This is a genomic window from Faecalibacterium prausnitzii (assembly GCF_003287495.1).
GTDB lineage: Bacteria > Bacillota > Clostridia > Oscillospirales > Ruminococcaceae > Faecalibacterium > Faecalibacterium prausnitzii_I.
Map to the genome: position 1 here is coordinate 91,357 of NZ_PRLE01000005.1, position 15,364 is coordinate 106,720.

Annotated in this window: 13 protein-coding genes; 12 read left to right on the top strand and 1 reads right to left on the bottom strand. The window is 62.1% G+C overall.

Features of this window, described 5'->3' with window-relative positions:
• Window positions 1–21: 21 nt before the first annotated feature.
• Complete coding sequence (ychF, locus tag C4N22_RS09755; RefSeq protein WP_022256871.1) at window positions 22–1,155, bottom strand: redox-regulated ATPase YchF; 1,134 nt, start codon at window positions 1,153–1,155, stop codon at window positions 22–24.
• A gap of 487 nt (window positions 1,156–1,642) precedes the next feature.
• Between ychF and C4N22_RS09760 the strand changes: the two genes are divergently transcribed.
• The 12 genes from C4N22_RS09760 (at window position 1,643) to C4N22_RS09815 (ending at window position 15,333) form a co-directional block, all read left to right on the top strand.
• On the top strand, window positions 1,643–2,968 hold the full coding sequence (locus tag C4N22_RS09760; RefSeq protein WP_112148835.1) for a serine dehydratase subunit alpha family protein: 1,326 nt from the start codon (window positions 1,643–1,645) through the stop codon (window positions 2,966–2,968).
• Window positions 2,969–3,050: 82 nt separating this feature from the next.
• Complete coding sequence (locus tag C4N22_RS09765; protein WP_112148836.1) at window positions 3,051–4,247, top strand: dicarboxylate/amino acid:cation symporter; 1,197 nt, start codon at window positions 3,051–3,053, stop codon at window positions 4,245–4,247.
• A 288-nt stretch (window positions 4,248–4,535) separates the two neighbouring features.
• Window positions 4,536–5,234, top strand: a complete 699-nt coding sequence (locus C4N22_RS09770; protein ID WP_022256868.1) for a response regulator transcription factor — start codon at window positions 4,536–4,538, stop codon at window positions 5,232–5,234.
• Window positions 5,234–6,766, top strand: coding sequence for a sensor histidine kinase (locus C4N22_RS09775; protein ID WP_112148837.1), 1,533 nt, complete (start codon window positions 5,234–5,236; stop codon window positions 6,764–6,766). Before C4N22_RS09770 ends, C4N22_RS09775 begins: the two co-directional genes overlap by 1 nt.
• Before the next feature lie 230 nt (window positions 6,767–6,996).
• The gene (gene rpe / locus C4N22_RS09780; protein ID WP_022256866.1) at window positions 6,997–7,647 is read left to right on the top strand and encodes a ribulose-phosphate 3-epimerase; all 651 of its coding nucleotides are present in this window, start codon (window positions 6,997–6,999) and stop codon (window positions 7,645–7,647) included.
• Between the two features lie 10 nt (window positions 7,648–7,657).
• Entirely contained in the window at window positions 7,658–8,689 is a 1,032-nt protein-coding gene (locus C4N22_RS09785) for an RnfABCDGE type electron transport complex subunit D (protein WP_112148838.1), read from the top strand.
• Window positions 8,686–9,414: an Rnf-Nqr domain containing protein gene (locus tag C4N22_RS09790; protein WP_112148839.1), complete on the top strand. Its 729-nt coding sequence runs from the start codon at window positions 8,686–8,688 to the stop codon at window positions 9,412–9,414. The genes C4N22_RS09785 and C4N22_RS09790 overlap by 4 nt, the downstream gene beginning before the upstream one ends.
• Window positions 9,407–10,015 (top strand): Rnf-Nqr domain containing protein, encoded by a 609-nt coding sequence (locus C4N22_RS09795; protein WP_112148840.1) that lies wholly within the window; start codon window positions 9,407–9,409, stop codon window positions 10,013–10,015. The genes C4N22_RS09790 and C4N22_RS09795 overlap by 8 nt, the downstream gene beginning before the upstream one ends.
• Window positions 10,016–10,042: 27 nt before the next feature.
• Window positions 10,043–11,152 (top strand): putative glycoside hydrolase, encoded by a 1,110-nt coding sequence (locus C4N22_RS09800; RefSeq protein ID WP_112148841.1) that lies wholly within the window; start codon window positions 10,043–10,045, stop codon window positions 11,150–11,152.
• A gap of 54 nt (window positions 11,153–11,206) precedes the next feature.
• Window positions 11,207–12,499, top strand: coding sequence for a DUF1015 domain-containing protein (locus tag C4N22_RS09805; RefSeq protein WP_112148842.1), 1,293 nt, complete (start codon window positions 11,207–11,209; stop codon window positions 12,497–12,499).
• A gap of 15 nt (window positions 12,500–12,514) precedes the next feature.
• Window positions 12,515–14,488 (top strand): DEAD/DEAH box helicase, encoded by a 1,974-nt coding sequence (locus C4N22_RS09810; RefSeq protein WP_112148843.1) that lies wholly within the window; start codon window positions 12,515–12,517, stop codon window positions 14,486–14,488.
• A complete protein-coding gene (locus tag C4N22_RS09815) occupies window positions 14,488–15,333 on the top strand; it encodes a putative RNA methyltransferase (protein WP_112148844.1) in 846 nt (281 codons plus the stop codon). The genes C4N22_RS09810 and C4N22_RS09815 overlap by 1 nt, the downstream gene beginning before the upstream one ends.
• Window positions 15,334–15,364 lie beyond the last annotated feature (31 nt).

A 15,364-nucleotide genomic window follows, 5' to 3' on the forward strand; every position in this document is an offset into this window, starting at 1 on the left:
AACGAAGTGAGACGGAGAGGTTTAGACGTTGAACAGGAACTCGATGACATCGCCGTCTTTCACAACGTACTCCTTGCCCTCGGTGCGCTGCAGGCCCTTGGCCTTGACGGCGGCGTAATCAAAATTGTTGGCCTCCAGGTCGCTGTAGCCGATGACGCTGGCGCGGATGAAGCCGCGCTCGAAATCACTGTGGATCTTGCCGGCAGCCTGCGGGGCCTTGGTGCCTTTGCGGATGGTCCAGGCGCGGCACTCTTTCTTGCCGTCGGTCAGGAACGAGATCAGGCCCAGCAGGTCGTAGCTGGCGGTGATGAGGTTGTCCAGGCCGCTGGCCTCAATGCCCATCTCGGCCAGGAACTCTTTTTTCTCCTCAGGGGAGTAATCGGCGATGTCCTCCTCGGTCTTGGCGCAGATGGGGATGTAGCGGGCACCCTCCTCTTTCGCGCGGGCGGCCACCAGCGGGACATACTTGTTGTTCTCGATGCCCTCCATCAGGTCATCCTCGCCCACGTTGCAGGCATAGAGGACGGGCTTTGCGCTCAGCAGGCCCATCTCGTGGAGTACGGTCTGCTGTTCGGCGTCGCTCTCATCAAAATCAAAGCTGCGAGCGGGCTTGCCAGCGCTCAGGTGGTCAGCCAGCTGCTGCAGCCAGGCTGCTTCGGCAGCGGCGCCCTTGTTGTTGCCGCTCTTGGCGGCTTTGGCCATCCGGCCCGCGCGGTTCTGCACCACTTCCAGGTCGGAGAGGATCAGCTCATAGTCGATGGCGTCGATGTCGGAGATGGGATCCACGGCCTCGGCCTTGGTCACATCCTCCACCACATGGATGATGTTGTCATCGTCAAAGCAGCGCACCACATGCACGATGGCGTCACACTCGCGGATGTGGCCCAGGAACTTGTTGCCTAGGCCGGCACCCTGGCTTGCACCCTTGACCAGGCCTGCAATGTCCACGAACTCCACGATGGCAGGGGTCTTCTTGTTGGTCTGCCACACCTCGGCCAGCTTGTCCAGCCGCTTGTCAGGCACGGCCACGATGCCGCTGTTGGGCTCAATGGTGCAGAACGGGTAGTTGGCAGCCTCCGCGTTCTTGGTGGAGGTGATGGCGTTGAACAGAGTGGATTTGCCCACGTTTGGCAATCCGACGATACCCAGTTTCATATAAAATACGCTCCTTACACGTTGGGTGAACATAATAATACATCTATCATTATACGCAAAGGGGGAGGGGAGCGCAAGAGGCAGCACGGTGAGAAAATGTTTTTCACCCACAAGATGAATTTTGCGTGTGCAGCCAACTGAAATTGTTGGTTTTGACGATTAAAAAGAAATTAAACCAGTGGGTATTTGTAAAAATGCTCATAATTTGTCGTACTATTTGTCATTAACGATGATTTTGTAAAATATAAGTTAAAAATTATTGACATTTCTGCCACAAAAGAATACGATGGGGTCAGCAGGGAAGCAGGAGCCTTCCCATCAAAATGCAAAGGAGGAAGCAGTATGGTATAAAGTGCCCGGCCATTTCCGGAAAGGATGGATCATGGGCTGAAAAGCTCTTCTGCTCCGGAATGCCGGGAGAATATGAAGAAGAAAAGGAATCGCTCTGCACAAAGCGGAGCCGAAAGAAAAGGAAGATGAAACGAATATGGAAAAGAACATGTTCATTCGGATCCTGAACAGCGAGATGGAGCTTGCTACCGGATGTACGGAGCCCGGTGCCGTGGCACTGACCGCCGCCGAGGCGGGGAGCGCACTGCGTCGGGCGGGAGCCAACACGGTGGAAGAGGTGCTGGTGAGCGCCAGCGTCAACATCATCAAAAACGCGATGTCGGCGGGCATCCCGGGCACTTCCTACGAGGGCATGGATTACGCGGCCGCCATCGGCGCGGTGGGCGGTGAACCGGTCCACCTGCTGGAGGTCATGAACTATGTGGCCCCGGAGCAGGTAGAGCAGGCGGCAGCTCTCGTCAAAGCAGGCAAGGTCAAAGTGGAAGTGGCACAGGTGCCCCAGAAGCTCTATGTGGACGTGACGGTCAAGGGCGAGGGACACACCGGCCGTGCCGTGGTCCGGGACCTGCACACCAATGTGGTGCTGGTCCAGCAGGACGGCGAGACCACGCTGGACAAGACGAACGCCGCGGCCCAGTCTCCGGACGGACGCGACCTGGTGCCGCCGGAAGAGATCGCTGCTTTCCTGACCGTGAAGTCCATCTGGGATTACTGCACGGAGGAGCTTGACCCGCTGCATGACCCCATCGACATCATCCGCAGCGCCGTCAAAGTGAACACCGCCATCAGCGAGGAGGGCCTCTCCAAGGAGTACGGCCTGGCCATTGGCCGCAACCTGGAGCTGAACTGCCGCAAGGGCCTGATGACCCGCGACCTGACCACCAATGCCATGATCATCGCCTCGGCGGGCGCGGACGCCCGGATGGCGGGTGCCCCGGTCTCGGTGGTGGCAAACTCCGGCAGCGGCAACCAGGGCATTACGGCCACCATGCCGGTTGTGGCAGCGGCCCGCTGGCTGGACATCGACGAAGAAAAGATGCTGCGGGCCGTCACCCTCTCCAATCTCATCGCCATCCGGATCAAATCGAAGTTTGGCCGCCTGAGCAACCTCTGCGGCGCGACCGTGGCCGGCACCGGTGCTGCCTGCGGCATCACCTACCTGCTGGGCGGCGGCTACCATGAGATCTGCTGTGCCATCCAGAACATGGTGGGCAACGTGACCGGTATGGTCTGCGACGGTGCCAAGGCGGACTGCGCCCTCAAGATCTCCACCTGTGTCAACGCGGCCTGCCAGGCAGCGGCCATGGGCACGCGCGGCATCCGGGTGCAGAGCACCGACGGTATCATCGAAGACAACGTGGAATACACGCTGGACAATTTTGCGACCCTGAGCACCCACGGCACCAGCGACAAGGTCATCCTGGACCTGATGCTGAACAAACATCTCCCCGAAGCGGAGTAACCTCTCTGGCGGCATACGGCTGCCGGAAAAATCATGTGCAAAAACCCTGCATCCCATGCAGGGAGGAAAAGGGGTACTATTTATGAAAAAGCTACTGAACAATCTGCCGTTCCGGCTGCTGCTGGGCATCGTGATCGGCATTATTCTGGGTCAGGTCTTCCCGCTGAGTTTCATGCGGGTGGTCGTTACCCTGCAGTACATCATGGGCCAGCTCATCACGTTCTGTGTCCCGCTCATCATCATCGGCTTTATCGCACCGTCCATCACCAAGCTGGGCAAGAACGCGTCCCGCCTGCTGGGCGTGGCGGTTGTCATCGCTTACGTTTCGTCCATCTGCGCAGCCTTTATGAGCACCGGTGCCGGCTACGCGCTGATCCCTCACCTGTCCATCGACACCGAAGTCGCTGGCCTGCGGGAGCTGCCGGGCGTTGTGTTTGAGCTGAATATCCCTCAGATCATGAGTGTCATGAGCGCGCTGGTCCTCAGCGTGCTGGTTGGCCTGGCCGCTACCTGGACCAACAGCAAGCTCACCTGTGATTTCCTGGCCGAGTTCCAGAACATCGTGCTGGACATCGTCAGCAAGATCATCATTCCCATCCTGCCGTTCTACATTGCCACCACGTTCTGCAACCTGAGCTATGAGGGCATGATCACCCATCAGCTGCCCGCGTTCCTGCAGATCATCATTATCGTCATGATCGGCCATTACATCTGGCTGACGGTCCTGTATCTGCTGGCAGGCGCTTACTCCGGCAAGAACCCCTGGGAAGTGCTCCGCCACTATGGTCCCGCTTACCTGACCGCTGTCGGCACCATGTCCAGCGCCGCTACCCTGGCCGTTGCTCTGGACTGCGCCCGCAAGAGCAAGGTCCTGCGCAAGGATATGGTCAGCTTTGGCATCCCCCTGTTTGCCAACATCCATCTGTGCGGCTCGGTCCTGACGGAAGTGTTCTTCTGCATGACCATCTCCAAGATCCTCTACGGCAAGCTGCCCAGCATCGGCACCATGATCTTGTTCTGCCTGCTGCTCGGCATCTTCGCCATCGGCGCTCCCGGCGTCCCCGGCGGTACGGTCATGGCCTCTCTGGGCCTGATCACTGGCGTGCTGATGTTTGATGACGCCGGCACCGCCCTGATGCTGGCCATCTTTGCCCTGCAGGACAGCTTCGGCACTGCCTGCAACGTCACCGGTGACGGCGCTCTGACCCTGATGCTGACCGGCTACGCCGAAAAGCATGGGATCCAGGAGAACCAGAACATCGAGAGCCCCGTCCTGTAACCAAAACATTCTTCCACCAAGAACCTCACACCAAGAACCTCAATGGAAACACTGGCCCCAGCGGCAAGATCAGCCAGCCGCTGCAGCGGCAGAGGAGAGCGGCCCGGAAACGGGCCGCTCTTTTCGTGCTGTGGGTCAAAGCACTCCATTGGAACAAAAAATGTACAAAAGCTTCTTTATTTTGTCATAACTGTTCCGTATAATAAAAGATAGGGACTCATTGGAAATTTGCGGCCACCCGCTCCCGGCGGGCCTGCTTTACAACAAATACAGAGGAGGAACACTCTCATGGCAAACGAAAAGATCCTTGTCGTGGACGACGATACCAATATCTGCGAGCTGCTGCGGCTCTACCTGACCAAGGAGGGCTACCAGGTCACCACCGCCAACGATGGGGAAGAGGGCCTGGAAAAATTCAGCCAGGTCAAGCCGGACATGGTGCTGCTGGACGTGATGATGCCCCGGCTGGACGGCCTGGAGGTCTGCCGCCGCATCCGCAAGATGGGCAACACCCCGGTGATGATGCTGACGGCCAAGGGCGAGACCTTTGACAAGGTGCTGGGCCTGGAGCTGGGTGCCGACGATTATATGGTCAAGCCCTTTGACGCCAAGGAAGTGGTGGCCCGCATCAAGGCGGTGCTCCGCCGCTGCCAGAATTCCTCCGCCGCGGCGGAAAGCACCGAGGGCGTCATTGAGTTTGACAACCTGCGGCTGGATATGAACAGCTATGAGCTGCGGGTCAAGGGCAAGGTGGTGGAGGCTCCTCCCAAGGAGCTGGAGCTGCTCAACTGCCTGGCCTCCCACCCCAACCGCGTTTACACCCGCGACCAGCTGCTGGACGAGGTGTGGGGATTTGAGTATTACGGCGATTCCCGCACCATTGACGTGCATGTCAAGCGCTTGCGCGAGAAGCTGGCAGGGGCCTCTGATAAATGGGAGCTCAAGACCGTGTGGGGCGTGGGTTATAAATTCGAGGTGCGTCAGTAATGCGCAAGAGTATTTCCGTGGCGTTCTTCTCCACGGTGTCCACCCTGATGGTGCTGGGCATCGTGTTGATGGGCTTTTCGGAGTGGGTGCTGTTCAAGGGCTATTTTGCCAAAGACCGGTATGAAACGCTGGACCAGGTGGTGGGCGTAGCGGAACGCACAGCCCAGTATCTGGTGCAGGAGGCGGCCCTGCCAGAGGGCGATGAGCTGGAAGCGCTGAGCACCAAGCTGGAGATCATCGGCGAGAGCGCCGAGGCGTATCTGTTTTTTACGGACAACGACGGCAACGTGATGCTGGCCTCCAACCCGGACATGCTGAACGATGCGGTCGTGGACATTGATTTCCGCACCAGCGCCAATGCGGCACCGGACCCGGACGGCGGCGAGCGCTACCATCTGTTCAGTGACCTGGACGGCACCCTGACCGAGAAGAGCTACATTGCAGTGATGCGGCTGGTGGACAGCCAGAGCTATCCCAGCGGCTGGCTGTTCCTATGCTCTTCCGGCGAGCAGCTTGCCGAGTTCAAGCAGCAGTTCTGGTCCAACTTCCTGCTGTCGTCCTGCGTGATGCTGCTCTGCGCCAGCGTGCTGACCAAAGTGCTGATGCACAAGCTTACCGACCCGCTCCAGAAAGTGACGGATGCCGCCCAGCGGTTTGGCGGCGGCGACCTCTCGGTCCGTGTGGAGGGCGTCGAGGGCGAGGGCGAAGTGGCCGACCTGGCCCGCACCTTTAACACCATGGCCGAAAACATCCAGATGAACGACAACTCCCGGGGCCAGTTCATGGGCAACATCGCCCACGAGCTGCGCACCCCCATGACCACCATCAAGGGCTTCATCGACGGCATTCTGGACGGGACCATCCCGCCGGAGATGCAGAACCACTATTTGCAGCTGGTCAGTGAGGAGACCGGGCGGCTGGCCCGGCTGATCCAGAACATGCTGGACCTCTCCAAGCTGGAAAGCGGCGAGTATCAGGTCAACGCCCGGATGTTCAACATCTGGGAGACCCTGACCGGCGTGGCCCTCTCGGCGGAGCAGCGGATCAACGACGGGATGATCGACATTGACGGCCTGACCATGGACGAAAAAGTCCTCGTCTACGCCGACCCGGACCTCATCCATCAGGTGGCCTACAACCTGCTGGACAACGCCATCAAATTCACCCCGGCAGGCGGCACCATCCGCTTCTCGGTGGAAAAGCTGGGCCCTGAAGTGGAAATCTCGATTTGGAACTCCGGCCAGGGCATCAGCCCGGAGGCACTGCCCTATGTGTTCCAGCGGTTCTATAAAGAAGACCGCTCCCGCGGGCTCCATGCCCGGGGTGCCGGCTTGGGCCTGAACATCTGCAAGGTGCTGGTGAACCTCTCCGGCGGTCAGATCCGGGTGGAGAGCCAGCAGGGCGAGTGGTGCAAGTTCGTCTTCACCCTGCCCACCCAGCCGCCCAACCCCGGCGAGATGAAGCGCCTGCCCGACGAGAGCGGACGCCCCGGCGCGGTGGAAGACCCCGCCAGCATGAAACCTGTCAACTGAATCACGGCAGTCAGACTACCCCGGGCGCTCGGGATGGTCTGGCTGCTTTTACATTTGCTGCGGCGGATTGCGTTCTTTCCGTGAAAAACACGGCCGCGGGTTTGATTTTTTGCCCGTTTTCATGTAAACTAAAGAGTAACCATGTCAGGGCTGTTTCCCACCGCAAAAACGACGGTTTTGACATGACTTGCAGAATAAAATTCTCTAAAAATAACGGAGAGTAAATTAAAATGACGATCGTAAGTCCTTCGATTCTTTCAGCCAATTTTTCCTGCCTGGGTGCGGACTGCCGCATGGTGCTGGATGCCGGCGCGCAGATGCTGCACTATGACGTGATGGACGGCCACTTTGTGCCCAACATCAGCTTTGGCGTGCCTGTGCTCAAGAGCCTCCACAAGGCCATGCCGGACGCGTTCTATGATGTCCACCTGATGATCAGCCACCCGCTGCAGTATGCGGAGCCGTTCATCAAGGCGGGTGCCACGCTGTACAATTTCCACCTCGAGTGCGAGGATGACATCCAGCAGACCATCGACGCGGTGAAAGCGCTGGGCTGCAAGGTGGGCCTGACCATCAAGCCCGGCACCGCCCCGGAGGCGCTGGAGCCTTATCTGGACCAGCTGGATCTGGTGCTGGTGATGAGCGTGGAGCCCGGCTTCGGCGGGCAGAAGTTCATGCCCTCGGCGCTGGACAAACTCCGCTGGCTCCGGGCCGAGCGGGAGAAGCGGGCTGCCCACTACCTGCTGGAAGTGGACGGCGGCGTGGACGCCAAGACGGCTCCTCTTTGCGCGGAGGCCGGGGCGGACATCCTCGTGGCAGGCAGCGCCGTGTTTGGCGCAGCCGACCCGGCGGACGCGGTGCGTCAGCTGGCCGCGCTGTAAGGAGCTGCCCATGGAAGAAGCATTGATCCAATGGCAGGAGCAGGAGCTGACCCAAACGGGCCACTATTACAAGCACATCTGCTGGATGGTGGTGCCGCTGCTCTGGATGTCCTGCTATTTCTACGGCCCGCGCCCGCTGCTGCTCTGCGGTGTGGCATTGCTGGTGGGCAACCTGTGCGACCGCCTCATCTCCCTGCTGCGGCGCCGGGTGTACCAGCCCAAAGATTATTCCAATGAGAGTTTTGCCCTCATCATCGCCCTGCTGATGCCCGCCACGGTGGACTGGTATGTTCTGGTGGCGGCGGTGCTGGCGGGCGTCCTCATCGGCAAAGAAGTGTTCGGCGGCTACGGCAGCTATCCGTTCCACCCGGCCGCTGTGGGTTATGTAGTGGCCGCGGTCTCCTGGCCGGAGCAGGTGTTCCGGTATCCGCAGCCTTACGCGAGCATCCCGCTCTGGGATGCCTCCGGCGTGGCCGTGTCCAGCACCATCTCGGACACCCTGCGCAGCGGCGGCACCCTCAACATCAGCACCCTTTCCCTGGGGCTGGGCGAGTACGCGGCCCCCATGGGCACGGGTGCCGCCCTGGTGCTGGTGGCCTGCGGGCTGTTCCTCTGGGTGCAGAAAGACATCCGTCTCAGCGCGACGCTGAGTTTCCTCATCACCAGCGCGGTCATCGTGTTCCTGTTTCCCCGGCAGGTGGGTCTGGACAACGGCCCGCTGCTGATGAATCTGGCGTTCCGCCTGCGCTGTGTGCGGGACGAGCTGCTCACGGGTGCCATGCTGTTCAGCGCCGTGTTCCTCCTCAACGAGCCGTACACCTGCGCCCACCACCGGCGGGGCCGCATCCTGTACGGTGTGCTGATGGGCGTTGTGACCGTGAGCTTCCGCTATTTCGGCGTCTATGAGACCGGTGTCTGCTTTGCGCTGCTGGTGGTCAACAGCATTTCCGGCTGGATGGACCGCACCGAGACCCATCTCTATGCACTGCTGCACTCCCGGAAAAACGCGGGAGACAACGCCGGAAAGGAGGGGGCCGAATGAGACGTTCTGTTGCTGAAATGATCGTCCGGGACCCGGAAAAATACGCACACCATGATCGTGTGTTCCTCAATAACCCGGTGGTCATGCAGGGCATGGGCCTGGCCCCGCTGGTGGTGCTTGCCACCACGGGCAAAAACGCCCTGATGCTGGCGGTTTCCGTGGCTTTGCTGCTGACGCCCTCCCGGATGCTGGCCTGCCTGCTGAGCCGGGCGTTCCCCCTGCGGGACGAGCAGCCCGCCCAAGAAGAACTGGAGAAAAAACTGCTGCCCCGCGGCCTCATCTACAGCGGCAGCGCGGCAGTGGTGTATCTGGCCGTGTATCCCATCCTGAACGCGCTGTTCGGGGTGGACCTGCTGGCTTTGGGCATCTACCTGCCCATGCTGGTGGTGGAGCCCCTGCTCATCTACCGTTTTGGCCGTGTGCAGGAGACCATGCAGAAAGCAGTCTCCAAGGGCCTGCGTATCACGCTGGGCTATGTGCTGCTGCTGCTCCTGCTGGGCTGTGTGCGGGAGTGGATGGCACTGGGCACGGTGTTCGGCCTGCCGCTGCTCAGCCGCCCGGTGCTGCCCATGGCCGGAATGCCGGCAGGCGGCTTCATCGTGCTGGGCATCCTGTGCGCCATCTGGCGCGCCCTGGCCCAGCACCGGAAAAATTACCTGAAGACAGAGGCCCGCAATACCGTGGCCGTGCATCACCAGAAGGAGGCGAACCGCGAGCATGAGTGAAGTCCTGCGTGCCGTTGGCATCTTCTGCAGCTATGCGGTGCTGGCTGTCTTTGCGCAGAGCGCCGTGTTCACCCGCGGCCTGGGCGTGTCCCGCCTGGTGCAGCTGGTGGGCGACGACCGCACCAACAGCTGGTGGTTTGCGCTGTTGCTCTGTGTCACCCAGCTGCTGGTGGCCCCGCTGGCGTTCTACGCCGGCCAGCTCATTGCCCCGCTGGCAAACCGCGCCCAGCTCCGCCCGTTGGTCTATGTGGCCTGCGTGGCGGTGGTCTGCATTTTTGAACATCTGGTGCTCCGGGCAGTCAAAGGCCCCCGCAGCGGCCAGCTCCTCCGCATCCTGCCGGTGGCAGCCATCAACAGCTGCGTGCTGGGCACGGTGCTGGTGGAGCGCACCCAGAGCTTTACGCTGGGCCAGTCCCTGGGGTTTGGCCTGGGCAGCGGCCTGGGCTACCTGCTGGCTGTCCTGCTGGTCACGGAGGCGCGGCACCGCCTGCGCAGCCGGGCCATCCCGTCGGCGTTCCGCGGCCTGCCCGTCACGCTCGTCTACATCGGCGTGCTGGCGCTGGCCATCTATGGCTTTACCGGACATTCTGTGATCCTCTGATCTCTGCAAGGAGGGGAGTAACGAACTATGGCACACTATAAAAAACGCCCCAAAGTCAAGCGCTACCGGCGCAGTTTTTACAGCCGGGAAATGAAGCTGAAAAAGGGCATTGGCATTGCGGTGCTGGTGCTGGCGGTGCTGGGCATCGGCTGGCTGGCCGCGCCCCATGTGCTGGACTGGGCCACCCACACCTGGTACACGGTGGTGCGCAACCGCGACCTGAGCGCTTCCTCTCCGGCCGTCTCGGAGGCAGCCAGCAGCACGGCCGCGTCGGAAGCGGCGGCTTCTTCCGTGGCGGAGCCGGAGCCTGCGCCGGAACCGGAACCCACCCCCGGCACCGCCATTGTGGCGGGCAGCTGGACGGAAGTGGATGTGACCACCCTGACCGATGAAGCTGCCATCACCGCCGCTGCCCAGCAGCTGGCGGCACAGGGTGCCGTGTATGCGGTGGTTCCGCTCAAGGATACGGCGGGCAGCCTGTATTATGCCTCCCAGGTGCCTGCAGCCGCAGGCAGTGTGGCGGCAAACCCGGTGGATGCGGCAGCCATTGCCCGCGTCTTCAAGGCAAACGGCATCACGCCGGTGGCGCAGCTGGCCGCGTTCCGTGACCCGGCCGGTGCCCGCGCGGACCACGCCATGGCCATCCGCTATAAAGGCCAGGAATACCTCTGGTTGGACAACAAGGCCTCGGCGGGCGGAAACCCGTGGCTCAACCCCTATGCGGCGGAGGCAGTACAGTATATCGGCGACCTGATCGAGGAAGTGCACGGCATGGGCTTTGATCAGGTGCTGCTGAAGAACGTGCAGTTCCCGTCTTCCACCAGCTCCAAGCAGGACTACGGCAGCACCAACGGTGTGGACCGTGCCGGGCAGCTGGCGGCGGACATTGCCGCCTGGCAGAGCCGTTTTGGCACCGAAGTCACCCTCTGGTACGGCTACAGCCTGAGCCAGGTGACGGATGCCACCAGCGCGCTGGGCGTGCCGGCTGCCCAGCTGGGCATGAAAAACCTGCTGGTGGAGGTGCCCGGCTCTTCCACACTGGATGAAGCTGGCCGCACCACCCTGACCCGGATGCTGGAGGACGCCGGTGTGGAGCACACCGTCATCCGGGACGACGCGGCGGGCCGGTTCGAGTGATCGTAAGTATTGCGTTGGCTGCATTTTTGGAAAGATGAAAGCGAGGAATCCACTATGAATCAGACATCGTGCTTTTCCCCGGCACACATTCTGCTGCCTGCGGAGCAGATCCCGCTGGAGCAGTGGGGCTGTGTGGCCTGTGATCAGTTTACCAGCGACCGTTCTTACTGGGAGCGGGCCGCGGAGGCGGCAGCAGGCAGCCCCAGCGCCTTGAACCTGATCCTGCCGGAGGTCTATCTGGAAGAAAGCGATGTGCCCGCCCGGGTGGCCAAGATCCACGAGACCATGGAGGACTATGCCCACAACGTGCTGACCCGCGCGGTAGATGGCTTCATTTATGTGGAGCGCACCGAGCGGAGCGGCCGGGTGCGGCAGGGCCTCGTGGGCAAGATCGACCTGGAAGCCTACAGCTATGCCCAGGGTGCCCGCCAGGCCATCCGCCCCAGTGAGCGGACGGTGGAGGAGCGCATCCCGCCCCGCATGGCGGTGCGCCGGGGTGCCTGCCTCGAAACGCCCCATGTGATGATGTTGGCCGATGACCCGGCCTGCACCCTCATTGAGCCCATCGGCGCCCGCAAGAACGAGCTGCGTAAGGTGTACGAGGGCGAGCTGATGCTGGGCGGCGGCCACATTGCGGGCTGGGCTGTGGAAGACCCCGCCCTGCTGGCCCGGATCGACGCGGCCCTGCAGGGCCTGGGCAGCCAGGAGGCCTTTGACGCCAAGTACCCGGAGGCCAGGGGGGCCAAACCCCTGACGCTGGCTGTGGGCGACGGCAACCACTCGCTGGCCTCCGCCAAGGCTTACTGGGAAGAGCTGAAGCCCACCCTGACGCCCGAGCAGCGGGAGACCCACCCCGCCCGCTGGTGCCTGGCCGAGGTGTGCAATGTCCATTCGCCTGCCATTGAGATCGAGCCTATCCACCGGGTGCTCTTCAACGTGGACTGCGGGGCCGTGCTGCTGGCCCTCATTACCTGGAGCGACGGCAATATGGCGGGCATCTGCTTTGGCAGCTCCAAAAAGCAGTCCTTTACCCTGGCAGGCCCCCACATCGCCAATGTGCTGAGCTTTGAAGACCCGGTGGCCCCCCTGACCGTGGGCACCATTGATGAATTTATTGAGTACTTTATGGCCCGCCATAAGGAGGCCCGGGTGGATTATGTCCACGATGAGCCTGCGGTCCGTGCCCTGACCAAACAGGGCGGGGTGGGCTTCCTGCTGCCGCCCTTTGAAAAGAGCGACCTGTTCAAAGGCATCGTGATGGGCGGCGTGCTGCCCCGCAAGACGTTCAGTATGGGCCATGCGGAGGAAAAACGCTATTACATCGAGTGCCGGAAAATTATCGAATAACCCAATAGGAGAACCATGACTTTTAACGAACTGAATCTGTCCGCCCCCCTGCTGCGTGCCATTGCGGAGGCGGGCTACGAAACGCCCTCGCCCATCCAGGCCAAAGCCATTCCGCCGGTGCTGGAAGGACGGGATTTAATGGGCTGCGCCCAGACGGGCACCGGCAAGACCGCTGCTTTCGCGCTGCCCATGCTGGACCGCCTCAATGCCGCCAAGCCCCGCAAGCCGGGTGCCATCCGGGCGCTGATCCTCACCCCCACCCGGGAGCTGGCGCTCCAGATCGGGGAGAGCTTTGCCGCCTACGGCAAGTACCAGAAGCTGCGCGCCACCGTCATCTTTGGCGGTGTGGGCCAGGCTCCGCAGGTGGAGGCCATCAAAAAGGGCGTTGAGATCCTCATCGCCTGCCCGGGCCGGTTGAACGACCTGGTGGGGCAGGGGCTGGTGGACCTCTCGAACATTGAAATTTTTGTGCTGGACGAAGCCGACCGGATGCTGGACATGGGCTTTGTCCACGACGTGAAGAAAGTGATCGCCAAGCTGCCCAAGCAGCGCCAGAACCTCATGTTCAGCGCCACCATGCCCAAAGAGATCGAGCAGCTGGCCGCCGGCATCCTGCAAGACCCGGCGTTCGTCAAGGTGGACCCGGTCTCCAGCACCGTGGACCGCATCGACCAGAGCCTGTATTTTGTGGAGAAAGGCAACAAGAAGTTCCTGCTGCCCTGGCTCATCAAGAACCTGAACCCGCCGGTGGTCAACGCACTGGTGTTCAGCCGCACCAAGCACGGCGCGGATAAGATCGCCAAAGACCTCAACAAGCAGGGCATCCCTGCCGCCGCCATCCACGGCAACAAGAGCCAGTCCGCCCGCGTGGCGGCGCTGGAGGGCTTCAAGGCCGGCAAAACAAAAGTGCTGGTGGCCACCGATATCGCGGCCCGCGGCATTGACATCAGCGAGCTGTCCCATGTCTTCAACTACGACCTGCCCGAGGTGCCCGAGACCTATGTCCACCGCATCGGGCGCACGGCCCGCGCCGGCGCCGACGGCACGGCGGTGAGCTTCTGCGCACCCGAGGAAAAAGAGTATCTGGCCGGCATCGAAAAGCTGAACCGCCGTCAGATCCCGGTCATCTCCGGCCACCCCTGGGACGGCGTGCCCGCCCCGGTAAAAGCAGCGCCCCCGGTGCGGGGCAGAAAACCCAAGATGGAGGCCGTAGCCGAGGCCCCGGTTGAAAAGCCTGTAAAAGCCGCCAAGGCGGAAAAAGCACCCAAAGCAGAAAAAACCGCGAAAGCGGCAAAGGCCGTCAAGGCCGAACCCAAAGCCCAAAAGGCAAACGCGACCCCCAAAATCGAAGCAAAAGAGGAACATCTCATGGACGAAAACCAGAAGCGCACTCCCGGCGGACGCAATGAAAACCGCCGTTCCAATAATAACCGCCGCCGTGAGGGCGGCGCCGCGCAGGCCCCGAGCCGCGGCAGCAACGCACAGCCCAAGTTTGACCCCCACTTTGTCAGCGCCCCGGAGACGACTCCGCTCCGCCCGGCCAAGAAGAATCTGAATCAGAATGCTGCCCCGGCCGCCAAGCCCGCCGCCCCGGTGCAGAGCAATAACGGCCCCAAGAGCGAGAACAACAGCCGCCGTGACCGCAATGCCCGCGGCAGCCGCAATGACCGGAATGACCGCGGTGCCCGCCCGGCCCAGAACCAGAGCGGTAGCCAGAACGAGCCCCGGAATGCACAGCCCGGCAGCCAGCCGCAGGCAAACCGCCGTGGCAGCGCGTTCAGCGCGGGGCAGGGGGCAGGCCGCCCGGCCCGTGCCCCCAAGGCCGAGCCCAGCCGCCGGGGCCGTGTGGCCGCCGCCAAGGACGAAGACCCGGGCCTTGTCCTCATCAGCCGCCGCCCGCCGCAGCAGAAGTTTACCAACTTTGAAGAGTATATGAGCGCCCACGGCGGCGCAACGGCCCCCATTGAGGACCACAGCGAGGAAGTGTAATGGGCACCGCTGCGTTTGCACCCTGGTGCTGCCCGCTGTGCGGGGCACCGCTTGCCGGGGATGTGACCCTGAAATGCCCCTCCGGCCACTGTTTTGACCGCGCCAAAGAGGGCTATTGGCACTTACTGCCCGTCCAGAATACCCGGACGAAAGCCCCCGGCGACAGCAAGGAGATGGTGGCCGCCCGCCGCGCGTTCCTGAGTGCCGGGTATTACGGCATCTTCGGGCAGGCGCTGGGGGAGCTGTGCCTGGAATACGGCATCCCCGCCGCACAGGAAACTCCCCTCCGCCTGCTGGATGCAGGCTGCGGCGAGGGCTGGTATGACCGCTGCATCGCGCGGCAGTTTGCCGCTGCCGCCCGTCCGCTGGAGCTGGCCGGGTTTGATATTGCCAAGCCCGCCGTGCGGCTGGCCGCCAAGGCTCTGCCCACGGCCCGGTATGCGGTGGCGTCCAGCTTCCACCAGCCGGTCAAAACCGGCTGGGCCGACCTGCTGCTCAACTGTTTCTCGCCTTTTGCGCGGGAAGAGTTCCTGCGGGTGCTCCGCCCCGGCGGACGGATGATCTACGTCGTGCCCGGAGCGGAACATCTCTACCAGATGAAAGCCGTTTTGTACGCGGAGCCCTATAAAAACCCGGTGCAGGAGGTGGCCTACGAGGGCTTCCGCCCCATCGGGGAGCGGGAAGCGCGCGGCACCATCACCGTGCCTGCCTCCCAGCTGGAGGCCCTGTTTGCCATGACGCCTTACTACTGGAAAACGCCCCGGGACGGCGCTGCCCGTCTGGCCGCTCTGCCGGAGCTGACCACGGAGATTGCATTCCGGTTCCTGGTGTTTGAAAAACGGTGACAAAATAACGGAAAAGCGCCCAGTCATTAAC